The organism is Numidum massiliense, assembly GCF_001375555.1.
Classification (GTDB): Bacteria; Bacillota; Bacilli; order Thermoactinomycetales; family Novibacillaceae; genus Numidum; species Numidum massiliense.
The window spans coordinates 2,702,385-2,725,079 of sequence record NZ_CTDZ01000009.1 but is presented as its reverse complement, the minus strand read 5'-3'; the positions used below and the strand labels follow the sequence as shown (position 1 = coordinate 2,725,079).

General features: G+C 46.5%; 22 protein-coding genes. 15 read left to right on the top strand and 7 right to left on the bottom strand.

Annotated features, from left to right (window positions below; genetic code table 11):
* The first annotated feature begins 99 nt into the window (after positions 1 to 99).
* Positions 100 to 690 carry a hypothetical protein gene (locus BN1247_RS12780; protein WP_054950738.1) on the top strand — a complete coding sequence of 197 codons (591 nt, stop codon included), beginning with the start codon at positions 100 to 102 and terminating at the stop codon, positions 688 to 690.
* 383 nt (positions 691 to 1,073) lie between these two features.
* On the opposite strand, the gene BN1247_RS12775 is transcribed toward BN1247_RS12780, so the two are convergent.
* Together BN1247_RS12775 and BN1247_RS12770 are read right to left on the bottom strand one after the other, a co-directional pair.
* On the bottom strand, positions 1,074 to 1,961 hold the full coding sequence (locus tag BN1247_RS12775) for an IS3 family transposase (protein ID WP_231633368.1): 888 nt from the start codon (positions 1,959 to 1,961) through the stop codon (positions 1,074 to 1,076).
* Positions 1,962 to 1,990: 29 nt separating this feature from the next.
* Positions 1,991 to 2,302 (bottom strand): transposase, encoded by a 312-nt coding sequence (locus BN1247_RS12770; RefSeq protein WP_054948915.1) that lies wholly within the window; start codon positions 2,300 to 2,302, stop codon positions 1,991 to 1,993.
* 1,061 nt (positions 2,303 to 3,363) lie between these two features.
* On the opposite strand from BN1247_RS12770, the gene BN1247_RS17250 reads away from it, so the two are divergent.
* From BN1247_RS17250 to BN1247_RS12745, 5 genes are all read left to right on the top strand, one after another.
* Positions 3,364 to 3,915 (top strand): DUF3841 domain-containing protein, encoded by a 552-nt coding sequence (locus BN1247_RS17250; RefSeq protein ID WP_074011157.1) that lies wholly within the window; start codon positions 3,364 to 3,366, stop codon positions 3,913 to 3,915.
* Positions 3,916 to 4,148: 233 nt separating this feature from the next.
* Positions 4,149 to 4,493: a phospholipase D-like domain-containing protein gene (locus tag BN1247_RS12760; RefSeq protein ID WP_054950737.1), complete on the top strand. Its 345-nt coding sequence runs from the start codon at positions 4,149 to 4,151 to the stop codon at positions 4,491 to 4,493.
* Complete coding sequence (locus BN1247_RS12755; protein WP_231633280.1) at positions 4,483 to 5,622, top strand: hypothetical protein; 1,140 nt, start codon at positions 4,483 to 4,485, stop codon at positions 5,620 to 5,622. Before BN1247_RS12760 ends, BN1247_RS12755 begins: the two co-directional genes overlap by 11 nt.
* Positions 5,623 to 5,785: 163 nt before the next feature.
* Positions 5,786 to 7,645 carry a site-specific DNA-methyltransferase gene (locus tag BN1247_RS12750; protein ID WP_054950735.1) on the top strand — a complete coding sequence of 620 codons (1,860 nt, stop codon included), beginning with the start codon at positions 5,786 to 5,788 and terminating at the stop codon, positions 7,643 to 7,645.
* Positions 7,646 to 7,660: 15 nt separating this feature from the next.
* Positions 7,661 to 10,714 carry a type III restriction-modification system endonuclease gene (locus tag BN1247_RS12745; protein WP_054950734.1) on the top strand — a complete coding sequence of 1,018 codons (3,054 nt, stop codon included), beginning with the start codon at positions 7,661 to 7,663 and terminating at the stop codon, positions 10,712 to 10,714.
* Between the two features lie 249 nt (positions 10,715 to 10,963).
* On the opposite strand, the gene BN1247_RS12740 is transcribed toward BN1247_RS12745, so the two are convergent.
* The 4 genes from BN1247_RS12740 to BN1247_RS12725 form a co-directional block, all read right to left on the bottom strand.
* The gene (locus tag BN1247_RS12740) at positions 10,964 to 12,304 is read right to left on the bottom strand and encodes a helix-turn-helix domain-containing protein (RefSeq protein ID WP_082415934.1); all 1,341 of its coding nucleotides are present in this window, start codon (positions 12,302 to 12,304) and stop codon (positions 10,964 to 10,966) included.
* 431 nt (positions 12,305 to 12,735) lie between these two features.
* On the bottom strand, positions 12,736 to 14,076 hold the full coding sequence (locus tag BN1247_RS12735; RefSeq protein WP_082415933.1) for a helix-turn-helix domain-containing protein: 1,341 nt from the start codon (positions 14,074 to 14,076) through the stop codon (positions 12,736 to 12,738).
* Positions 14,077 to 14,475: 399 nt separating this feature from the next.
* On the bottom strand, positions 14,476 to 14,808 hold the full coding sequence (locus BN1247_RS12730) for a helix-turn-helix domain-containing protein (RefSeq protein WP_054950731.1): 333 nt from the start codon (positions 14,806 to 14,808) through the stop codon (positions 14,476 to 14,478).
* Between the two features lie 241 nt (positions 14,809 to 15,049).
* Positions 15,050 to 15,385 (bottom strand): helix-turn-helix domain-containing protein, encoded by a 336-nt coding sequence (locus BN1247_RS12725; protein ID WP_082415932.1) that lies wholly within the window; start codon positions 15,383 to 15,385, stop codon positions 15,050 to 15,052.
* A 150-nt stretch (positions 15,386 to 15,535) separates the two neighbouring features.
* Between BN1247_RS12725 and BN1247_RS17470 the strand changes: the two genes are divergently transcribed.
* Positions 15,536 to 15,661 (top strand): helix-turn-helix domain-containing protein, encoded by a 126-nt coding sequence (locus BN1247_RS17470; protein WP_147675254.1) that lies wholly within the window; start codon positions 15,536 to 15,538, stop codon positions 15,659 to 15,661.
* A gap of 169 nt (positions 15,662 to 15,830) precedes the next feature.
* Here the strand turns inward: BN1247_RS17470 and BN1247_RS12720 are convergent, their stop codons facing one another.
* Entirely contained in the window at positions 15,831 to 16,154 is a 324-nt protein-coding gene (locus BN1247_RS12720) for a helix-turn-helix domain-containing protein (RefSeq protein ID WP_054950730.1), read from the bottom strand.
* Positions 16,155 to 16,502: 348 nt separating this feature from the next.
* On the opposite strand from BN1247_RS12720, the gene BN1247_RS12715 reads away from it, so the two are divergent.
* From BN1247_RS12715 to BN1247_RS12675, 8 genes are all read left to right on the top strand, one after another.
* Positions 16,503 to 16,754: a helix-turn-helix domain-containing protein gene (locus tag BN1247_RS12715; RefSeq protein WP_054950729.1), complete on the top strand. Its 252-nt coding sequence runs from the start codon at positions 16,503 to 16,505 to the stop codon at positions 16,752 to 16,754.
* A gap of 403 nt (positions 16,755 to 17,157) precedes the next feature.
* Positions 17,158 to 17,931: a sodium/glutamate symporter family protein gene (locus BN1247_RS12710; RefSeq protein WP_054950728.1), complete on the top strand. Its 774-nt coding sequence runs from the start codon at positions 17,158 to 17,160 to the stop codon at positions 17,929 to 17,931.
* Positions 17,932 to 18,236: 305 nt separating this feature from the next.
* The gene (locus BN1247_RS12705; RefSeq protein WP_054950727.1) at positions 18,237 to 19,271 is read left to right on the top strand and encodes an ornithine cyclodeaminase; all 1,035 of its coding nucleotides are present in this window, start codon (positions 18,237 to 18,239) and stop codon (positions 19,269 to 19,271) included.
* A gap of 370 nt (positions 19,272 to 19,641) precedes the next feature.
* Positions 19,642 to 20,616, top strand: a complete 975-nt coding sequence (locus BN1247_RS12695) for an ornithine cyclodeaminase (protein WP_187119787.1) — start codon at positions 19,642 to 19,644, stop codon at positions 20,614 to 20,616.
* A gap of 454 nt (positions 20,617 to 21,070) precedes the next feature.
* A complete protein-coding gene (locus tag BN1247_RS12690) occupies positions 21,071 to 21,424 on the top strand; it encodes a DUF4176 domain-containing protein (RefSeq protein ID WP_054950724.1) in 354 nt (117 codons plus the stop codon).
* Positions 21,414 to 21,779: a hypothetical protein gene (locus BN1247_RS12685; RefSeq protein ID WP_054950723.1), complete on the top strand. Its 366-nt coding sequence runs from the start codon at positions 21,414 to 21,416 to the stop codon at positions 21,777 to 21,779. The genes BN1247_RS12690 and BN1247_RS12685 overlap by 11 nt, the downstream gene beginning before the upstream one ends.
* A gap of 116 nt (positions 21,780 to 21,895) precedes the next feature.
* Entirely contained in the window at positions 21,896 to 22,228 is a 333-nt protein-coding gene (locus BN1247_RS12680; RefSeq protein ID WP_054950722.1) for a WXG100 family type VII secretion target, read from the top strand.
* Positions 22,229 to 22,324: 96 nt separating this feature from the next.
* Complete coding sequence (locus BN1247_RS12675; protein ID WP_054950721.1) at positions 22,325 to 22,675, top strand: hypothetical protein; 351 nt, start codon at positions 22,325 to 22,327, stop codon at positions 22,673 to 22,675.
* The last annotated feature ends 20 nt before the right edge of the window (positions 22,676 to 22,695 follow it).

Genomic DNA, 22,695 nt, shown 5'->3' with positions numbered 1-22,695 from the left:
TAGTATCGTGCAATTGCAAATTCGGAAGGAGTTGTCTTTTTGAAGCGAGGTGTGTCCATTTTCCTTTTATGTCTCTTTTTGATGACAGGAAGTTGTCAAATGAGTAAAGACCCACAATCGTTACCTCCCGAGAAATTGCCGCAAGTGACAGCGTTTCAAGACGAATTCACAAGAAAGTTTATGGATTCAACGGAGCCCGTGAAGGAAGGGTATTATTTATTTCGCTCGGGGGTGGGCGGTTATACAATGTTGTTTCCGGAGGGGGCTAAGTTGTCCGAGAAGGGATATTCGGCACCAGATAAGTTTTACGAGGAAATCGACTTTGGAACTAGTGAGAATAACGTGGATTTTTACGTGCATATAAATTATATACAAGATGGATCGGCAAGTTCAATAAATATCCAGTTAAAAGGCTTAAGTAGTACCTCCAATTATAATGGGGAATTCGATAAAATTAAATTGGAGGACAAGGAAATATACCTTGCAAAAAATGAATTTCGATTAGAAGACGAAAAAGATACAGCATATAATTTCTCTAGTTATATTAAATCGAACAATAGTAACAAAGGAATTAGATTTTTTTATAGTGTTACTTGTTTCGATAAGAATAAGCCGTGCCATCTAAACGTGAAAGAAGAAGAAAAAAAAGCTAAGATGCTAATGGAGTTGGTCACTTTTATAGAAGAGTAACAAGAGAGGAGTAAAAGGCGTACAAATAAAGAACTTGACACAATTAGGCATACATACGCCCGGAACTGTAGCGATGCTTCCTAAATTGATTGCAGACGTTGATCATAAATCCGATGATGTTCTTCAATTTGTGGAATACTTAACGAAAAACTTAGATGGTATATGTAATGTGCTCGTCAAAGAAGGTCTAATCGGATAAACCCCTTAAAACTGGACATACATAACTACAAGCTCACGTTATCTCTGGTTCTCGCTTCCTTTCGTCAATAGAAGTGTAGTCGCTTCAGACCTTCCGTCAAGGGTAAAGGCTACGCCCTCGCTTTCGCTCGCCCTTGACGTCACGTCTTACAGCGGCTGTTGGCTTGGAAGACGAAAGGGAAGGATCAGAGTCGAACGGCTTTCGTGCGCAACGAAGATGTTTGATGCGCATGGAAAAACTGCGCGGGGCTCATGTCCCCAATACTACCGTGTATGCGGCGGTTGTTATAAAAGTCCATAAAGCCTATGACGGTACGATATGCTTCCTCGTACGTCTCAAAGGAATACTTGTTGAAGCATTCGTCCTCAACGATCCGATGAAACGCCTCAATATGGGCATTTTTATTCGGTGTGTTCGGCGGAATACGTTCGTGCTCACAACCGTAGTGTTCACAAGCTTCTTCGAATACTTTAGATACGAACTGTGGACCATTGTCCGTCCGGATGATCGGCTTTTCTTGTGCCTCCTGAAGCCCGCGTGTCGAAAGCGCTCGTTGTAGCACCTGAACAGCGTCTTGACCTTCGCAAGCTAATCCAACATGATAGTCAATAATCGAACGGTCATAAACGTCAATGTAGGAAAGCAGGAAGAAAAAGCGGTTTTCTCCGGCAATGTACCCATACTTGATGTCTGTTTCCCACAGCTCATTCGATCGCTCAACGAGGCGGTTACGTGCAAGGCGCCTAGGGTGGCGGATTCGCTTCCGTCGCTGCGGCAGTAAGATGCCTAACCGTTTGCAGAGACGGTACACTTTTTTCTTATTAATGACTAAATCGTACGTCGAACGGAGCGCCACCGTTAATTTTCGGTACCCATACGCGTAGCCATCACCCGAGACGAGCTCCATAAGCCATTCTTTAATTTGTTCGTCGGACACTTTTTGCCCGCTGTTTGTGAAGGAGTAACCTGGTGCCGGTCTCCCCCCACTTACTTTCTTCTCCTTCACCCGATAGTGTTTCTGATAGTAATAGGTGGAACGCGGTACGTGGACAATCCGTAAAACGGTTTGGATCGGGTATCCCTTAGAAATCCACTTGTCCGCTACTTCAATCTTTTCAGCAAGTGAGGGTGCTGCTTTTTTACAAGATCACGCAAAATGGCAATTTCTAAATCCTTTTCGCCCAACAACCGTTTTAGCTGATCATTTTCCTGAGCAAGATCACTGAATTCGCGTGGTTGGGCGGATTCGATCGGGACGTCCCCGTAGTGCCCGTCCTTATATTCGCGAACCCATCGGTTAAGCAAGTTAGAACCGAGATCATAGCGGCGAGCAACTAGCGCTTGGTTACCAACCTCCATGGCTTCCTTTGCGACTTGGATTTTAAATTCCTTGGTGAACTGACGGCGTTTCATTTGATTCTGCCCCTTTCATCACTAGTATAACTTAAAGTGTTTAGTGATGTCCAAGTTACTATAGGGGCTTAATAGTAATCGATGACGCACACAAAAAAGAAGTGATCGAAGATTTGCAGGCACTCGAAAACGACTTGAAAGAGTTCTATGAGATCGTGGATACGACTACAAAACCCCCGGGTTCGGGAAGTGGGGGGCTGACGCTGCTGCCATTTATAAGCTAAGTCAGCTGTGGAGGGATGTTGAGAAGCGACAAGGGCGACGCCTCATACGTAAAATGAGGAAAAGCATCGAGGATTTGTTTGCGAAAGACGAACGAATGTCCAAGATCTTTGACTATAAAGCGTGAGTAGAACAGCTAGCGTTATTATTTCCAAGGAGGGTCATGAGGTGGAAGATTCGTATCAATATACAGACACATCCTTAGTGCCCACACCTCACCAATAAGTAGGCCAAAGGCGTGTCAAGATGGTAAAGTATACATATAAAGAATAATACGAACGGGGGTACTGATTGGCGAAAAACTGCAACAAAGCCAATGATCCACATCGTCACAATCTCATAGTAAATAAATGTATAGCGAAAAAAACAAACGAAATACCTGTTGTTTTTTAATTATCTATGTTAAAACGGTCGAAATATAACGATAGTACAGTGACCGATCGATAAGGAGTGGAGACCATATATGGAAGGAAGTTTCCGATCATTACTGTTGAAAGTGATGCACGGTTATTTGCAAGCTAAAAGTGAATCATTCGCCGGGCATCCTCTCGGTCGTCAACCGTCGCGGATAATAGAAAAAAATAATGGATCTACTTTCCTATTATATCATTTTTTAATGTAGTATCAATTCGCAATGCGTGGCGGGTATACGCCTTTTGAACATATAGTCCCTCGGTTAGGAACATACATTCCCTGACCGTATTTGACAGGTTCTTTATATTACAATAGGAATATGTGTATCTTCCTGACACTTAGTCACTAGCACTTGAAGGTTATTTCGGTTCAAAAACGTCGTTTTAAATCCCATCAACCAACCGACCTTTATGAAAGGAGACCACATGAGCACATACTGGACAATACAAAAAAAAGAAGCTTGGGAAGAGGCCCAGCAGAGGGGCTACCTAATCGGTTCAGAGCAGTACGTATGGGACTATTTCCTTCGTCCATACCGGTGGATGATCAAGCAAATGAATCGGCGGATCGGCCACGATGGCACCTTCCCGGTTTGGCTATGGCTCGAAGAACCCGATTTAAATGCCGGAGGTCATGGGAACGAAGGGGAAGTATTAGTTTGTCTGGAAGTTGAGGTAGACGATGAGCGTGTCTTAGTCTCTGACTTTATGGCATGGCATTGCCCGCTAAACGACGGGTTTTTATATTTGTCAGATGAAGAGGAGCGGTTGTTTAGGGACGGTAAGAGTCAGATGACGCAAGAAGAGAGCTGGGAGAGAATATTCGATCTTGAACGCATGAAGGAATCGGATTGGGGGACGGGTGAATTACAAGGCGTAACCGGTAGAATACCGATCACGAACGTGAAACGTGCCCAAGTGTTTGTAGCAAAAAACAGCTGTCCTGAATGTGGATGCGACGTATGTGAATGTGAGTAATGATAACCTCCTCCCTTCCACTACCTTGACGGGGTCTAAACCGTCAAGGTACGATAATATTTAAGATTTTCGCGTGAATACGAGCCTTTCACCACTCGTACGATGCTCGGCTCCGTAACACACACGGCTAGCTTCTTCGGCTAAGGGCTGCTCATGTGATAGTAGTCTTACTTACCTAGTATAATATCGATGAGGAGTCGTACATGCACGAGCTTCAACTATGAGGTGTTGTCATGGAAGTGTTCAACAACGTCGAGCAGCTGTTCGGCGACGATCTAAAACAAACGCTACAGAAAAAGACGAAAGTATCGATTGCGGCGTCTTGTTTTTCTATTTATGCGTACGAAGCGTTAAAGAACGAACTCGAACAAATAGAAGAAATCCGCTTCATCTTTACCTCGCCGACGTTTGTCGCTGACAGTTTCAAGAAGGAGTTGCGCGAGTTTTACATACCGAAGCGGGATCGGGAAAAGAGCTTGTCGGGCACGGAGTTTGAAATCCGCTTAAAAAACGAACTGACGCTCAAGGCAATTGCGAAAGAATGCAGTGATTGGGATCAAACGGAAGGTGACGTTTAAGTCCAACCGGACGGCCGGAGCTATGCCTGGCATGATCAACCTAAAGACGGGTGATCAATCGCGCGACAAAACAGAGTTCGACCAAAAGAACGCCAATATAAAACAAGCCAATCACAGTTACGCGGATCAGAGTAACATCGATCACAGGTACGACGAAGTCAGGGGCGACGACAAATTAAGACATGATCAGCCCGTCAACAGTGCCATCACGTACATGCCAATCAGCGGCTTTACGACCGTCGACCTCGATGAGAAGCTCGGGACTGAGCGGGGAATTAACGATATTTTTAAACGGGCGCAAGCGGCGTTTAACCAATGGGCGAAGTTGGACATTGCCCAGCGGACGACGGAAAAACTGCTCGGCATGCTTGACTTTGATTTTTTTGAGTTGCTGGATAGCCTGACGATCGCCCGTTCGCGCAAACATATCCAAAAATATTACAAAGCCGAGGAGATTGGCGAGTTCCCGAAAAGGTTGGCGCCGCGGTCGGAGTACTGTAATTTAACCGAGCGAGAAGACGTCATCGGATACGACGACATTTATACAGGACTGTCGCGCATCAATCTAGGGATTTATGCACCGTTTAAGTACATTTTGCCGAGTCGCATGTCCTTTTACGAGCAGCGATACGACACAGTGTTGCAAGGCAGCAGTACTTTTAAACAGCTCGATCGCGAAGGTAACTTGCAGACGTTAATGCGCATTAACTTGTTGAAGCGGCTGGAAAGTTCGGTTGCCTCTTTCCGCATCACACTGGAAAAAATACTGGCCAAAATCGAACAAACGCTTGAACGGATCGCAGGGTATGAACGGAGTAAGCAAGCGAGCGATATTGGCTTTACCGACATTGCCCGCGTCAATCTTGACGATGACGATTGGCTGGACGACGAATTTAGCATCGGCGATACGATTAAAATTAACTTGTCCGATATGGACGTGTTAAGCTGGGAAAGCGACTTAGCGTACGATCGCGACATTTTGCACGGGTTATTGCAAGAGATGGAAAAAGTGACGCCAGCCCACGACAAAAAATTAAACACGTTAGCACGCGTCATCGACGACAAGATCGCAAAACCGCTCAACCCTGGCAATCGGAAAGTCGTCATATTCAGTGCAAGTTGCCCTTGACCGCCAACAGCGCATCGACAAACTGAATAAAGAATGTGCACGCTTGACGTGAAAGATACGCCGCGAAAAACAGTTCGACCACAAAGTGGCGTTAAATATAAAGCGACAACGGATGAAAAAAGAATTGGATCAACTATTGGGACAATGATTGGAGGCTCTATATATGACTAGTAAACTAGCAATGAAATCCGCCGACTTAACACAAAAAAACATCGAAAGAATCGCAGCTCTATTTCCGAACGTCATCACAGAAACAAAAGATGAACAAGGGAAATTAACGCATGCGATCGACTTTGAACTATTGAAGCAAGAACTGTCCGACGTACTCGTCGAAGGGGAAAAGGAGCGGTATCAGCTGACGTGGCCCGGTAAGAAGGAGGCCATCCTAAACGCCAATACGCCAATTAATAAAACATTGCGTCCAGTAAAGGAAGATAGCGTCAACTGGGACAGCACGGAAAACTTGTACATCGAAGGCGACAACCTCGATGTGTTGAAGTTGTTGCAGGAGTCGTATTTGAACAAGGTGAAGTGTATTTATATTGATCCACCGTATAATACTGGTCAGGATTTTGTTTATAAGGATGATTTTAAGGAATCCTCCGTGTACTTTCTGGAAAAAACGGAACAGGTTGACAGAGATGGCAACCGTCTGTTTCATAATACAGACTCTAACGGTCGTTTTCATAGTGATTGGTTATCGATGATGTACTCACGGTTGAAGATTTCGAGGAATTTGCTCTGCGAAGACGGGGTTATTTTTATTAGTATTGATGATAATGAACTAGATAACTTACAGAAGTTATGCAATGAGATATTTGGCAGAGAAAGTTTTATCGGTTGCTTTATTTGGAAAAGAAGAACGTCTTCTGCGCTTGCTGCAACATTAGTATCTACTGACCACGAGTATGTACTAGCTTATGGGAAAAATAGTGGTATTGTATTTAACGGGATTCCGAAGAAATATACATCATACAAAAATCCGGACAATGATCCTAGGGGCCCGTGGATGCTAGATAACTTAACTGTGGGTATGACCAAGGACCAAAGACCAAATCAGTTTTATGATCTTGTGGATCCCAAGACTAACAAGGTGTATAAAGCGAATCCTAACCGAGTATGGGCGTATATACCGGAGTCTATGGAGAAAATGATTGCTGAGGGAAGAATTTACTTTCCTGATGATGAAAATAGGCGTCCGATGTTAAAAAGATTTATGAGTGAATTGAAACGGAACGTTGATCCAATTTCAACATTATTAACGGATGTTGGAATGAACTCGGAAGGAACTAGGGCAATAAAAGACCTTTTTGAAGTGTCGATTTTTAATTATTCCAAGCCCATATCACTTATAGAACAGTTAATAGAGCAGGTAACTGGATCATCCGACATTGTTATTGACTTTTTCTCAGGCTCAGCTACGACAGCAGAAGCAGTATTCAGATTGAATGCAAAGGATAATAGCGGTAGGAAGTTTATCATGGTGCAGCTCCCCGAGGAAACGGATGAAAAATCAGAAGCATACAAAGCCGGTTACCACAACATCTGCGAAATCGGCAAAGAACGCATTCGTCGTGCTGCAAAGAAGATCAAGGAGGAAACTGGGGCAGAGATTGACTATGGCTTCCGCGTGTTCCGCGTCGATTCGTCGAACATGAAGGATGTCTACTATGCACCTGGCGACGTCAGCCAAATGGAGATGTACGAGCTCATCTCGAACATTAAAGAAGACCGGACTGGGGAAGACTTACTCGCACAAGTGATGCTGGAATGCGGACTAGAACTGTCGCTCCCGATGGAAACGAAGCAGATCGCCGGGAAAACAGTTCACTACGTGGCCGGCAATTCACTCGTGGCGTGTTTCGATGACGATGTGTCGGAAGAAGTGATGGAACAGATCGCGGCAGATCAGCCACTACGCGTCGTATTCCGCGATCGGTCATTCGGAGATGACGCGGCCCGCATTAATGTGGAGGAACTGTTCAAACGGTTGTCCCCAAGTACGGAAATTCAAGTGTTGTAAGGATGGTGACTGACGTTGAAGATCAAATTTAAACACCAGCAATTTCAAATGGACGCCGTCAAGAGCATCGTCGACTGTTTCCAGGGGCAACCGAATGAGTCGTCCCGGTTTACGATTGATAGAGGGAAGAGGGTTATCCATAGGCAAATCAATGCTGAAGATTATGAAACAGGCAAATTTTATTCGGATGAAGGATACAATAATAGCAGAATAAAATTGGGCGACAGTGAACTGTTGGCAAATATTCAAGCTGTGCAGGGGCGGACCGGGTTGCCAGTTTCCAAGAAACTGGAAGGCAAGTATAACTTAACGGTTGAGATGGAAACCGGTACAGGAAAGACGTACACATACATCCGTACAATGTACGATCTGTACAAGGCGTATGGTTGGAGCAAATATATTGTCGTCGTGCCGTCGGTTGCCATTCGCGAAGGGGTGTACAAGTCGTTTCAAATGACGGAAGACCACTTCATGGCGGAATACGGGATGAAGGCACGCGTGTTTGTCTACAATTCGAAGCAGCTACACCAACTAGACACGTTCGCCAGTGACGCAAGTATTAACGTTATGATCATTAATTCTCAGGCATTTTCGGCACGGGGGAAGGATGCGCGGCGCATTTATATGGAGTTGGACGACTTTCAATCGCGCCGCCCGATCGACGTCATTGCGAGTACGAACCCGATTGTCATTATCGACGAACCGCAGTCGGTAGAAGGCAAAAAGACGAAAGAAGCACTCCAGTTGTTCAACCCATTGTTCACGTTGCGCTATTCGGCGACACACCGCGAGGATTTCAACAAAGTGTATCGTCTCGATGCTCTCGATGCCTATAATAAGAAGCTCGTAAAAAAAATTAACGTCAAAGGTATCGATATAAAAGGAACTACGGGCACAGAAAGTTATTTGTACTTAGAGGGAATTGATGTGAGCAACAAACATGCACCGATTGCTCGCCTCGAATTCGAGGTGCGTCAAAAGTCGGGGCTGGCCAAGAAAGTGAGAAAAATTCACGTGAACGACGACTTGTATCAGTTATCTGGCCGACTTGAGCAATACAAAGGGTTCAAAGTGTCGGAAATTGACGGTCGCAATAACCGCCTTCACTTCGCGAACGGCGTGACGTTAGATGCTGGAGATGTACAAGGGGACGTGAACGAACAACATTTTCGGCGCATTCAAATCCGCGAGACGATCAAATCGCACTTTCGGAAGGAGCGGGAACTGTTCGCGCAAGGAATTAAGGTGTTGTCCCTTTTCTTTATCGATGAAGTGGCGAACTACCGACAATACGATGCCGATGGCCAAGAACAAAACGGTCTATATGCCGACATGTTTGTTGAAGAATATATGACCCTATTAGAGGAACAACTCGCTATTTGCAAGGATGAGAAGTACAAGCGCTACTTAAAAGGAATTCAAGTGCATGAAACACATAAAGGATATTTTTCTGTCGACAAGAAGAGCAAGCGACTCGTCGATCCAAAAGTGCGTGGCCGAAAGACGGAGTCCGACGATGTCGACGCATACGATCTCATTATGAAAGATAAAGAACGGTTGCTTAGCTTTAGAGAACCGACACGCTTCATTTTTTCTCACTCGGCACTAAAAGAAGGATGGGACAACCCGAACGTGTTCCAAATTTGTACGCTGAAGCAAAGCGACTCGACGATTAAAAAACGGCAAGAAGTCGGGCGTGGCCTCAGGCTTTGCGTTAACCAAGAAGGTGAGCGTGTCGATGCCACAGTGCCTGGAATCGATGTGCACGAAATTAATCGGCTAACCGTCGTGGCGAGCGAATCGTATGAGCAGTTTGCCCAAGATCTGCAGAGTGAAATTGCTGAAACACTTTCGGAGCGACCGCAAAAAGTGGACCAAAACTTCTTTTTGGGCAAAGTATTAGAAGCTCCGAATGGCGATCAATTGCGTATCGACGAGGACTGGGCGAGCAAGTTTAATTATGCGTTTATTCGTCATGGTTATGTTAATGAAGAGGGTCATTTAACTGACGATTATTTTGCCGATGCAGCGGCAGGAAATCTTAAGTTATCGGAAGAACTCGCGTCTTTCCAGCAGTCGATTGTTAAGCTAGTTGAGACAGTTTACGTCGCGGATAAGGTTAGCCTGACAGAAAATGAACGGGGCAAAAACATTCGAGATTTGCAGCCGAACGACAACTTTTACAAGCGGGAGTTTCAAGAGCTGTGGCGAAAAATTAACAAACAGACGGTATACACCGTGAGGTTTGATTCCGAGGAGCTCATCAAGAAGTGCATTGAGACTTTAGATAAGGAATTACGCGTACCGCAGTTACGTGTTAAGATTGCACACGGCGCGTTGGAAAAAATCGATTCGAAGGAACAGTTGAAGCAGGGTGAAGGCTTTAAGATCCTTCGGACGAAAACAGGCATGGTCGACAGCGTTGTGAACACACGAGTGACGTACGATCTCATCGGTAAACTGATGGATGAGACGAAGCTGACGCGCAAAACGATAGTCCACATTTTGACGGGGATTAAAGAAGCGACCTTTCGTCAGTTCCGCATCAACCCGGAAGAGTTTATCCTACGTGTAGCAAAGCTCATCAACGAACAGAAGGCAGCGACGATCATCGAATCGATTACATACGATGTGCTAGGCGATACGTTTACCACCGACGTGTTTACACAAAATACGTTGCAAGGGGAACTGGGGGAAAATGCGGTATCGGTAGACAAACATATTTTCGACTACGTTGTGACCGATTCTCATACGGAGCAATCCTTTGCCAAAGCGCTGGATACGAGTACCGAAGTTAGTGTATATGCGAAGTTGCCACGTGGTTTTTTTATCCCGACACCGGTCGGCAACTACAACCCTGACTGGGCGATCGTGTTCAAGGAAGGTGTGGTGAAACATATATACTTTATTGCGGAAACGAAGGGTACAATGGAATCCCTCGAACTGCGCGGGGTGGAGGAAGCGAAGGTCGCCTGTGCACGGAAGCATTTCCAACGGTTGAATACCGACGAGCTGCACTACGGTGTGGTTAGTAGCTATGAAGAGTTGATGGATATTGTGATTGCGTAAGGGAATGAAGCGGTGACGAACACGCACATACCTATTAACAGGTGTGTGAGATAGGACACCAATAAAAAAATCCGTTAGGCGAGGTGCGTTCACGCGCCCCGCTTAACGGACCATTAAATGTTAGTTGTTTATTTCCCTCCGACAGTGCTGTGCGATCTTATGACCGGCATTCTGTCACCGGCGAACGCAGTCATTGGTAAGAGCAAAAGGGCAATTACGACGACTGAAGCCACAATTTTTTTCACAGCTTTACCTCCCGCGAATTAAAGACTCTATGGTATAAATATGTTGCGTTTCCTGATGAAATGCTTCCCGGTTACCGATCCGGTCATAGTAATTCGCCAAAACGAAGTGAAAGTCCTTCATCGTGTTGAACAACTTACTTTTTTCCGCTAGGCTAATCCCCTTTTCACAAAGGGCGGTTACATCGGAAGATTTTTGCTCAGAAGCGATCTTTGCTTGCAGCAACAGAAGGTGTAAGTATTCCGAAGTAAAATCGAACTCTCGCGCTAACTCTAAAGATTTGTTTACGAATTCTTTTGCTCGCTCCAATTCTCCCATCGCAAGGTAGACTTCGCCGTATGAGTAATAGATGGTGGCACGCTGATGCTCGTCTTTCGTTTCTTTACAAAGCCTGTAGGACGTGTCGTAACATTGCAGCGCTTGTTCGTACGCTTTAGCGCGGTAGTGCGTATCACCCAAGTTAAGGTACAGGATGCTCCCGAGCCACGGGTCGGTGTAGTGCAACCGCGAAAGGTATATTGTCTGCTGGAACGTTTGGATGGCCTGTTCGTAAAGGCATTGACGTTTAAGGGTTTGTGCCTCCAAGTTATACGTCAATATGAATGTCTTCATATCTTGACTTTGGTCGCACTTGCTACGTGCTTCGATCGCATATTTATACGCTTGGCCGTTTTGCTCCAGATGGAAGTGAAAGCTTCCTATATTGTACAGTACACGCCCTTCCAGCTGTTGTTCATCACCTACTTTCTGGAACACGTCAAGCGCCATGTTTGCGTAGTCAATCGCTTTTTCGTAATCTTGATCGTCAAATGCGGCAATGATAGACAAGTTAAAGTACGCTTCGGCAGCAAGGTTGTTCGGTTCCTCTAACGCCTCTTCACGCAGCCGTCGCAGCACTTGCTGAAGCGTTTTTTTGGCTCGCTCCCACTTGCCTTGTTTTTGCAAGACGATTCCCTTTAAGAGTTGCACTGTTATGGCGTAACGAGGGTATTCGTCTAACTTGTCGTCACCTTCTAAGGCGCTTACTTCTTGCCGTGCTTCACTTAGCAAATTCAGTTCCGCCAAATATCGCACGTTGGCAATTTTTTGCGCGAAGCGTGCGTCCACTTCTTTCGTGCTCGTCAGCATCTGCTGCACGAGTTCATCCGTTAACCCGAGTTTCTCGCGGATGTAGGCGACTTTATCGCTGGCGAGATTGCCCGTGATGCCGCGTTCAATGTTGCTAATCGTCGGGACGGAGATGGTGTCACTCGCCAAGTCGTTCAACGTCAGACCCATTTCCTTGCGGCGCTTACGGATCAGTGCGCCAAGCGTGATCGGATCGATCGCCATAATGATGACCCCCATTCATCGGTAAAATATGTGTTAGTAAGAGCATTCGACAAGGGGATGGGTAATTCCTGCTAAGAGCGGAAAAATTTTTGAGCTTTTTTGGAGTGTATAGAAATGAGGTGAACAAACGGAGCATTTTTTTACGGCCAAAACGGCGGGAAGATAAAGATAGATAGTGTACTTTAACAATAGGGGTACAATAGAAATAATTCCGTGGTTATTGCTATTGTGGCTCATTAGTGTTGTCGTCATCAAAATAGAAAAAATCCGTTAGGCGAGGTGCGTTCACGCGCTCCGCTTAACGGACCATTAAGTGTTAGTTGTTTATTTCTCCACGACGGTGTTATTGGATCTGACGATCGGCCCTCTTGTTCCAGCAAACGAAGTCAAGGGAATTGCTAGGATTGCGATAACGACGATAGAAGCGATAATTTTTTTCACAACGTTTACCTCCCGCGAATGAAAGATTCTATGTCATACATATGTTGCGTCTCCTGATGAAATGCTTCCAGGTTGCCTGTCCGCTTAAAGTAGTTCGCCAAAACGAAGTGAAAGTCCTTCATTCTGTTGAACAACTTACTTTTTTCCGCCAGACGAATCCCCTCTTCGCAGATAGGCATGACCTTAGCAGAATTTTGCTCAGCAGCAATTTTCGCCTTTAGTAACAAGAGCTGCAAATACTCAGAAGCGAGGTCGAACTTCTTTTCTAGCTCCGAGGCTTTGTCAGCATACTCTGACGCCTTCTCGTATTCCTCCATTGCGAAGTAGACCTCACCGTATGACAAGTACAGCATGGCTTGTTGAAGATCGTCCTTCGTTTTTTTACAAAGATACTGCGAGATGTCGTAACACCGTAGCGCCTCAGTATAGGCCTTATCGCGGTAATGCGAATCACCTAAGTTAAGATAAAGTACACTTCCGATCCACGGATCGGCGGAATATGACCGCGACAGGTTAATCGCGTGTTGAAACACTTGCACGGCTTGACTGTACAGATGCTGAGCAGACAGAATTAACCCTTCACTGTTGAAGGTCAAAAGTAGAGTCTTCATGTCATACACCTGTTCGCATTTGGGTCGTGCATCGATCGCATATTTGTACGCTTGACCGTACTGTTCGGAGTGGTAGTAATAGAGTGCTATATTGTACAGCACACGCCCTTCTAGCTGTTGTTCATCACCTTCTTTCTGAAACACGTCGAGCGCCATGTTTGCGTACTCAATCGCTTTTTCGTAATCTTGGTCGTCTAGAGCTGTGATGACGGATAAATTAAAGTACGCTTCAGCAGCAAGGTTGTTCGGATCCTCCAGAGGCTCTTCGCGCAGTCGCCGTAGCACCTGTAGTAGCGCATTTTTTGCTCGTTCCCACTGACTTTGTTTTTGCAAGACGATTCCTTTTAACAGTTGCACTGTTATGGCGTAACGAGGGTATTCGTCTAACTTGTCGTCACCTTCTAAGGCGCTTACTTCTTGGCGTGCTTCACTTAGCAAATTCAGCTCCGCCAAATATCGCACGTTGGCGATTTTTTGCGCGAAGCGTGCGTCCACTTCTTTCGTGCTCGTCAGCATCTGCTGCACGAGTTCGTCCGTTAATCCGAGTTTCTCGCGGATGTAGGCGACTTTATCGCTGGCGAGATTGCCCGTGATGCCGCGTTCGATGTTGCTAATCGTCGGGACGGAGATGGTGTCACTCGCCAAGTCGTTCAATGTCAGCCCCATTTCCTTGCGGCGTTTACGAATGAGTGAACCGAGCGTGATCGGATCGATCGCCATATTATTGACCCCCATTCATCGGTAAAATGCGTGTTAGTAAGTGGATTCGACAAGGGGATGGGTAATTCCTGCTAAGAACGGAAGAATTTTTGAGCTTTTTTGTTGTTTGTTTCGGTTAGTAGGAATATAGGGAAATACTCTAAGCTCGGCGCAGCGCCTACTAAATCCAATCCTAAGGGACCAGGGAGCAATAGCAGGTGGGTAGTGGTGAAGTAGGGAGCGGGAATTGTGTGTTGTTTTTTTTATCGTAGCTTGTCGTCAGAGTACCTAAGTAGGACGAATAGTCCTGATTTATAGGAGTACTCTTCGCAGTTGGTCTTGACAAAACCATCGGTAACTCCTCAGGATGTGATTGGTTTTGGTCGACCTATTCATAACGGAATTACCGTGGTTTGTCCTTTTTTCTTTTGATGTTTATTCGTTATTGCGCTTCTCTAATCTTTCCAGGATTGTATTAAGTAACTCCGTGAATTTTTGCCGTTCTTCAACAGTCAACTTTTTAGCTGCTCTAATAAGCTCCTGTAGATCGGGTGGAAGTTCATCGTTGCTTGAATAAAAAGATGAAATATCTGTATCAAGCACTTCCAACACTCTTGAAAGCATATCTACATCGGGTATCGCTTTATTATTTTCAAAGCGACTAATATATGATTGAGATACGTTAACTTTGTTCGCTATCTGCTGAGTAGTTAGCCCTTTTTCTTTCCGTAGCCTCTTGAGTTTTGAGCCATCGAAATATTGATTCATTCGCTTCACCTTTAGAAAAAAATGTATATGATCATTGTATACTTAATACCTTTATAAAACAGTCTTACATCGACTTTAGAACTAAAAGTCATAAAATGTGTTGACAATTAGAATGCATGGTCATAAAATATGTACAAGAGGTGGATTTGATACTTGGAAATAGGTTTGCACGAATTTATTAGCCGATTTGTAATTGTCGGTGGATATGTTTTGTTTATACCTATGCCGTGATGATAACTCTTTACTCCACTACTTCATCGACAAATACCGCGTCAAAAAACGCTATGGCCATTTGACGCTGCTTTTCACTAAGTATTTTTCCACCATATGTGACGTGCTCGTGTTTCAGCAGATTCCGTAACTCAAAAAGGTCTGTTTGGTTATCCTCGAAACCGAGGAGATCGTCAATACTTACTTCAAATAGTTGGGCTAGACTGTGGAGCGTTTGATAATCGGGTTCCCTACGATTTTGTTCGTACATGGCGTACGTTGTTCGAGCAATCCCGATCTTATTTGCAACATCTTCTTGTCGTAACCCTTGCAGCCCTCGTAGCTGCATTAAACGTTCTCCAAGCAAGGCCAGCCCTCCTTTGGCTTCATTATATCTACACTATGAGTGACATTGAGTTTAATTACACGAATAGTGTCGCATGGTGTTTATAATACGCAATTTGTGTAATGATGTCGGTTTCTATTACACGTATTGTGTCATTTTAGAGGTAATAGTATGCGCCAATGGCTCGTCGACACCCGCAAGTCCAAAGGCCTAACCCAACAACACGTCGCTTGCCTTGCTAGTATCTCCCGCAGTTACTACTTGCAAATTGAAAGCGGCAGCAAAAACCCCGGGTAAGGAAACGGCAAAAAAAGTGGCACACGCGTTACAGTGTCACGTCGCGCTTTTTTATTTAACAAAAGTCGACGATTGGTGTGTTGCTGGACTGAACAAACTGGTACCTTCGTAACAGGATTCTGTCATGAAGGTGGTAAAGATAATAAGGTGGTCTATTGATGAACAGGTTTTATTCACTGTCACGAGATTTCCTTTCTAAAGATAACTGCAAAAACATATTTAAATATTTCCTCTCCAAGGGCGTTAATTGTTTAGCGGCTTCAATTAACTGAAGGATATCGGGAGGAAGCTGGGTTTGCTCGTCAGCAAAGAACTGTGACAAGGAGATTTTAAACACTTGGCATATATTCCCAATAACGTCGATGGGAGCTTGCCTGTCGCCACGTTCAATTTGGGATAAGTATGGTTGCGAAATTTGAATTTTCTCGGCTAGCTCGGTAACCGTTATACCTTGGCTTAATCTTAACTCTCTAATTCTTAATCCAATATTCATATTCTGCTCCCTCCGAAGTATTACAGTCAGCAATGATCTGTTAGTAAGAGCATAAGATTTAAGCTATGTAACGGCAATCAAATACAGTTATAATTGAAAATGGCAATAAAATTGTTGACTAGTAATTGCAAATGGTTATAATGGGAATAGCTCGTTCCTTGAATCTAATGACTTCTAAATTGATTGGGTGTGAAGTGCTTACTACTAAGGTGAACTACTGTTGACGAACTTGTTATTGTCTTTCGTTAACACAAACGTACTTATCGTATTTATTGCCTAAACATGAATCAAGTAGTCATGAAACTGCCAAAACCTTATCAAAAACAGCATTGTTAAGGAGGTTTCGCCATGCGCCAATGGCTCGTCGACACACGCAAGTCCAAAGGCCTAACCCAACAACACGTCGCTTGCCTTGCCGGAATCTCCCGCAGTTACTACTCACAAATTGAAAGCGGCAGCAAAACTCCGGGTAAGGAAACGGCAAAAAAAGTGGCACACGCGTTACAGTGCCACGTCGCGCTTTTTTACTTAACAAAAGTCGACGATTGGTGTGTTGCTGAACTGAACAAACTGGTGCGTTGTAACAGGAATCTTTCATGAACAACAAATGACTCATTGGAAATGGTTAGCCGTGGATCAAGGGAAAGGGGGGATGCGATGGGGAGAGCGATAAGTAGCAAATAAGTAGCAAATAAGTAGCAAATCGGAAATCACAAATTAAAGCAGTGATCTGTGGGCGTGATCTGTCATAGCGATGTGTCACGATACTGAGTCACTGCAATCGGTAAGGTCAGAAAGGCAAAGCGTTCGTTGCATAGTGCAGGTCAACCTATCAACGGGTTAACGGTTTATTGAGTTTGGTAACGGGGTTCAAAACAGCGTGCAAGCAAAGGCTGCAACGTTCAAGGATCGCCAACAAAACCACGATCTATAAAGGGGTCTATAAACAGAGAGGTGTGGACGTTCAGTTGGCGCGCTCATTTTAAGAAAACATCATCACTTATTGGGAGGAATCTTTCGTGTTTCCATCGGAAAAAAGGACCTTCTGCCGCGGGACAAGCAGTCTGTCGGGGCGAAGGTGACGCTCAATAAAGATGCCATTGAGTCATTTGCGTTTCATGCGGCACTAATCTCGCTAGCGATTTTGATCGGTTGGGGGATGCAAGTTGTGATCGGCCAGTGGATTGCGGGGATGCCGTTGTTCCCGCTGGCGATGGTCGGTGGCTTAGTCGTGCAGCTGTTGATCGGCAAGACGCGCTGGGCAGAGGCCGTCGATCGAGCGACGTTTCAGCGCATTCAAGGGTTGGCGCTTGAATTTCTCATCGTCGGGGCGATCGCTTCGATTAAAGTACCCGTCGTCGTCGCCTATGCGGTGCCGCTACTCGTCTTGATGGTCGTGACGGCCGCGCTAATGGTTTGGTACGTGTTTTGGGCAGGGCCGCGCTTGTTTTCCCGCCACTGGTTTGAAAGCGCCATCGTCAATTACGGGTCATTGACGGGCGTGGCGGCGGTCGGGTTGATGCTGCTGCGCACGGTGGATCCGGAGATGGAAACGGAGGCAGGACCGGGGTATGCGCTTCGTTCGCCCTTCATTAGCCCGTTTATTGGAGGCGGATTGGTCACGTCGATGCTACCGTCACTGGCGTTCACGTACGGGGCGTTGCCGGTTGGCCTCGTGTTTTTGGCGGTGGGGATCGGGTTATGTGTGTTGGCGCGGCTGACAGGGTATTGGGTGAGTCCGGTCGTACGGAAGGTGAGTCGTACAGTCGCTAACTGAACGAAGGTACTGGGTGAGTTTTGGCTGTCGGCAACGGTAGCCCGATTATAACGGACGTCATGCAGTCGAAAGTTGTTGTGGCGCATCAGTTGCTATGTCATCGACAGGTGTTGCGGTGCATACATGTGACGCATACATGCAACACACAGTTGGTGGACTAATTAGGGTTAAGCAGCCGCCCATATTTCGAAAGATTCCCTAAGTATACCCTAAATATAGTCGACGTTCGTCAGGAGAGTTGTTGATCCGGGAGTAGAGAGTCGTTCGTCACCAGAATTATAAGGTTCATACGAGGAGGAAGATCAATGTTTGCCCATGAGTTATTGTACTTATCGCAAAGCGACGTCATCCGCTGTGGCGGTATGTCGATGCGTGCGGTAATGGCTGATTTGGCACACGTGTTGGCACTGCATGCGGCGGGGGATTACGTGCTTCCGCCGAAGGTGGTGCTTCGTTGGGGAGATTTGGACAGTGAAGGGGAGCGAGGACGTATTAACGGCATGCCCGGGTATGTCGGCGGTAGCGTCAACATCGCTGGCATGAAGTGGGTCGGCAGTGCGCCCCACAACCCGGCTAAATACGGGTTGCCACGCGCGTCGGCGCTCATCGTGTTGAACGATCCAGAGACGATGTTACCGCTTGCGGTCATGGACGGGACGGTCATTAGCGCGATGCGCACGGGCGGGGTGACGGGTGTGGCGGCGAGGTACTTGGCGCGCCCCGATGCGACGCTCGCCGGGATTATCGGCGCCGGGACGCAAAACCGCACCCAACTGATGGCGCTCAAAACGGCGTTACCGCAACTTGCGACGGTGCGCGTGTACGATTTGTCAGCGGAACGGGCGGCGGCGTTTGCGGAAGCGGTTAGTGCACAATTAGCTCTTGACGTCATACCGGTGACGAGCGGGGAAGAAGCGGTGCGCGGCGCTGATGTCGTCGTGACCGCTACGACGGCGAAACGACCGGTCGTAGAGGCGCCGTGGTTCGGGGCAGGCTGCTTTTATGCACACGTCGGCGGGTTTGAAGCGGAATACGAGGTAGTGGAACGTGCCGATCAGATCGTCGTCGACCATTGGGAAGGGATTAAGCACCGCGGCGCCCAGACGCTCGCCTTGATGTACCGCGAGGGACGTTTTTCCGACGACCGTATTGATGCGGAGCTGGGGGAGATCGTCACTGGCGACAAGTGTGGACGTACGGACGAGGATACGTTCATTTATTTTAATGCGGTCGGGATGGCTCTCGACGACTTGGTCGTTGCTAAGCGGGTGTATGACACCGCGAAGACGCGTGGGGTTGGGACGTCGGTTCGTTTGTGGGAAGAGCCGGCGTTTGTGTAAGTGGTGTACAGAAGGGACGGATCATTCCCTAGCGATTGGCTCATAAATATTTGCTGAGCCATCCGAAACCTTAACGGGGAGCGTTGCAACGAACAGCGCCTCCCCATTTTTTCTTTTCCGCACAAAAATGATCAATGAGCCGATACCTTCCTTGCCATTCGACAGATATACTCTTTTGTTAAGAGATTTGCCTTTTGCTAGTTTACTAGCGCACATATTTTACCGGTAAGTCTCTGAAAACGCATCCTCTCTCTTATTTTACTAAAAAAGTTTGTAGAGAATGAGTAGATGATGCCTATAGGGGGTCTCGATTCCATTGGATTTTCGCTATTTGTCGCAGCGGGATGTCGTTGCTTGTGGTGGGTCGAACATGTCAGAGGTGATTGATGACTTAAAGACGGTTTTTGCGTTATATGATCGTAAAGACGTCGTGCTTCCACCGAAGACCGTTCTTAGGTGGGGGGATAAGGAAAGCGAGTTATCGCGGGGAAGAATTAATGCGATGCTCGGTTACGTCGGTGGTTCGATTGACATTGCTGGGATGAAGTGGATTGGCAGTGCCCCGCGCGCGATGACGTCGCGGTACGGCTTGCCGCGGGCGTCGGCGCTCATCGTGTTAAACGATCCACAAACGATGTTACCGCTCGCTGTCATGGACGGGACGTTGATTAGCGCAATGCGAACGGGTGCGGTAACTGGATTAGCCGCAAAATATTTGGCGCGAGCTAACAGTACGACGGTTGGCATCGTCGGTGCTGGCGTGCAAAGTAAGACGCAGCTTTTGGCGTTAAAGACGGCTCTACCGCAAGTGACGACGGTCAAGGTGTACAGTTTGACTGCTACGCGGGCACAGACCTTTGCGCAAGAGATGGGTTCTGTGCTAGATGTGGCGATTCAGCCGGTCGCAAGTGCGGAAGAGGCGGTTAGAGACGCAGAGATCGTCGTCACGGCGACGACGGCAAAGGCGCCCGTCGTTGAAGCGGAATGGTTCGCGGAAGGATGTTTTTACTCGCACGTCGGCGGTCACGAAGCGGAATTTTCCGTGATTCATCGGGCAGACAAAATCGTTGTCAACCATTGGGAAGGGATAAAAAAGCGAGGCGTGCAAACGCTGGCGCTTATGTATGCAGCAGGAGAAATTGGCGATGGCGCGATTGATGCCGAGCTAGGGGACATCGTCGTCGACAAGAAGCAGGGGCGAACGACGGCGCGGGAGTTTATATACTTCAACGCGGTCGGGATGGCGATGGAAGATTTGGCAGTTGCGAAGCGCATTTACGATCATGCGAAGCGGAAGGGAATCGGCACGATGTTGCCGCTGTGGCATGAGCCGATGTTTGTGTAACAGTGGGTGGTGGTGGTTAATGTCAACCGCCGTTGCGAGGCACTAGAGACAGTCAATTGAGGGATCCGTTAGGCGGGCTGTTGTTATGCTCCGCCTAACGGATTTTTTAAAAGGGATGGAAAATGGCAACGCATAAATTTAATAAGCATTTTCCAATTTCCCCTTGTAAACGTTTTATAACTATAGTAAAATGTACAGCATCATCGAGAGACTACCAAGAAAACAAACACTAACCAGTTATTTAATGCGATAAGCCATATACATAGCGCGGACTAGTGAACCCGTGATCCGTTTGATAGCGATATCAATTGGGCTTGCCACACGATCAGGCACGAGAAAGCAAGTGGTGCATTGGTACAACAAAGCACCCTCGGTTGTTGTGTGAAAAAAACCATTTGTTCAATGTTCATTTAGCTGGTCAACATTAGCAACCAGCCATAAGGAGTTGAAAACGATGTTACCGATCGGATCTGTCCTATACCTGCACGAAGGGACTGTTCCAATTATGGTCGTCGGTCGCAAAACCGTCGTTGGCAACGACCACATGACTGAGAACGTCTATTTTGACTACATGGGCTGTCTTTACCCGGAGGGGGTCGTCGACGATGATGTCCTCTTTTTCAACGAAGAAGACATCAAGGAAGTTGTTTTTCGCGGGTACGTGAATGAAGAAGAGGAAGAAGTCGTCCGCTTGATGGAAGAGTGGGAGCAACTGACCCCGCTTGCTAAAGGAAAAGCGTCTACAGGAAGTGCGTCGACGGAAGCGCCGGAAGAATCCGTGGAAACAGGTGGTACCGATGGACTATGATGCACGGATGAAGCAGTTGGGTGAGATTATTCGTGCCTTCACGCATGCGACATCGATAAAAAAAGATGGGCCGAAAGACATCGGTTCAAGTGCGTGGCAAAATAGCCAGTCGCGCAAGGCAAACGAAGCACTCGTTGCCTCAAGGGAACAGCACCTTGAGAGTTATGACCAATTGGTGGCGCAACTGATCAGTGCCTTGCGACAACAGCAAGAAGCAGTCTTTACACGTAAGCAAGAGGAGTATACGCACTATCATTCTATCCTGCAGCCGATGACTCCCGAAGAGCGGAAAAAGTATATGAGCGACGCGGTGATGGATCCGAGCGTGCGGAAGATGCTGCAGCATTTTGCTTGATTAGCTAACAGGTAGTGACTCTTGGATCGAGGATAACAACCTTGAATAAAGAATGACACCATGATGAGTAAGGGGGAACGGGGATATCCGTTTAATTAGCGAGGAGGTGGCGACGGATGTATACGCATACGGCGGATGGTGGTGGGGGTTTCGGTGCACGCATTACATACGATGCGGCACAAACGATGAATGGCGTGCAGCAAATGAAGGACGAACTCGATCACTTTACGCAAGCGATTGATCGCATACATTCGCAAAGTAAACAGACTTTAAGTGGCCTATCGGGTAAATCGATCAACGCGTACGAAGAGACGATTGAAGAATACATGCAGGCTGTTGAATTTGCCGTGCAATACATGACGACTTTTGTTGAGTTGATGAAAATTGTCGATCAGCAGGTTACGGGTGCTGATCAACATAGCGGTCAAATGTTCCGGAGTATTATCTAGGTTTCTTTTCGCTAAGGTATTTAAAACAGCCCAAGACACAAAGTTGAAGCAATATAACTACTAAAAGAAGGGCAAATGAAAGGAGAAAGCACGTACGTGTCTACGGAAACGATTAAAATTGACCATGGGCAGATGGATCAATTGTACGAGACACTCTACAAAGGGGAAATACAAACAGATAAGATGATCCGAATGCTAGCCGCATTCAAGAGGAACTTAGAGGCACAAGGTTTTGCCGACAGTAGCTTGTCACAAGCAGTGGCTTACGCCGATGCGTTAATTAGCTTAATGGAAGAGCTTGCAAATGGAATGGTCCTTCTACAAGAAAACGCGTCGAACATTGCAAAAACCTTTGTGGAGACGGATCAGCTGATCGGTAAAGCCGTTAAAAACTATGATAGCTACGTGGTGGATCGATACATGGATAAGTACGGCCATATTGATTAAGCCTGTACGCGATTAAAGGG

Bases quoted from the DNA above. Each gene is read 5' to 3' on its own strand.
- BN1247_RS12780 (WP_054950738.1), top strand. From the start codon at position 100: ATGAGTAAAGACCCACAATCGTTACCTCCCGAGAAATTGCCGCAAGTG.
- BN1247_RS12770 (WP_054948915.1), bottom strand. From the start codon at position 2,302: ATGAAACGCCGTCAGTTCACCAAGGAATTTAAAATCCAAGTCGCAAAG.
- BN1247_RS17250 (WP_074011157.1), top strand. From the start codon at position 3,364: ATGAGCACATACTGGACAATACAAAAAAAAGAAGCTTGGGAAGAGGCC.
- BN1247_RS12760 (WP_054950737.1), top strand. From the start codon at position 4,149: ATGGAAGTGTTCAACAACGTCGAGCAGCTGTTCGGCGACGATCTAAAA.
- BN1247_RS12750 (WP_054950735.1), top strand. From the start codon at position 5,786: ATGACTAGTAAACTAGCAATGAAATCCGCCGACTTAACACAAAAAAAC.
- BN1247_RS12740 (WP_082415934.1), bottom strand. From the start codon at position 12,304: ATGGGGGTCATCATTATGGCGATCGATCCGATCACGCTTGGCGCACTG.
- BN1247_RS12735 (WP_082415933.1), bottom strand. From the start codon at position 14,076: ATGGGGGTCAATAATATGGCGATCGATCCGATCACGCTCGGTTCACTC.
- BN1247_RS12730 (WP_054950731.1), bottom strand. From the start codon at position 14,808: ATGAATCAATATTTCGATGGCTCAAAACTCAAGAGGCTACGGAAAGAA.
- BN1247_RS17470 (WP_147675254.1), top strand. From the start codon at position 15,536: ATGCGCCAATGGCTCGTCGACACCCGCAAGTCCAAAGGCCTAACCCAA.
- BN1247_RS12720 (WP_054950730.1), bottom strand. From the start codon at position 16,154: ATGAATATTGGATTAAGAATTAGAGAGTTAAGATTAAGCCAAGGTATA.
- BN1247_RS12715 (WP_054950729.1), top strand. From the start codon at position 16,503: ATGCGCCAATGGCTCGTCGACACACGCAAGTCCAAAGGCCTAACCCAA.
- BN1247_RS12705 (WP_054950727.1), top strand. From the start codon at position 18,237: ATGTTTGCCCATGAGTTATTGTACTTATCGCAAAGCGACGTCATCCGC.
- BN1247_RS12695 (WP_187119787.1), top strand. From the start codon at position 19,642: ATGTCAGAGGTGATTGATGACTTAAAGACGGTTTTTGCGTTATATGAT.
- BN1247_RS12690 (WP_054950724.1), top strand. From the start codon at position 21,071: ATGTTACCGATCGGATCTGTCCTATACCTGCACGAAGGGACTGTTCCA.
- BN1247_RS12685 (WP_054950723.1), top strand. From the start codon at position 21,414: ATGGACTATGATGCACGGATGAAGCAGTTGGGTGAGATTATTCGTGCC.
- BN1247_RS12680 (WP_054950722.1), top strand. From the start codon at position 21,896: ATGTATACGCATACGGCGGATGGTGGTGGGGGTTTCGGTGCACGCATT.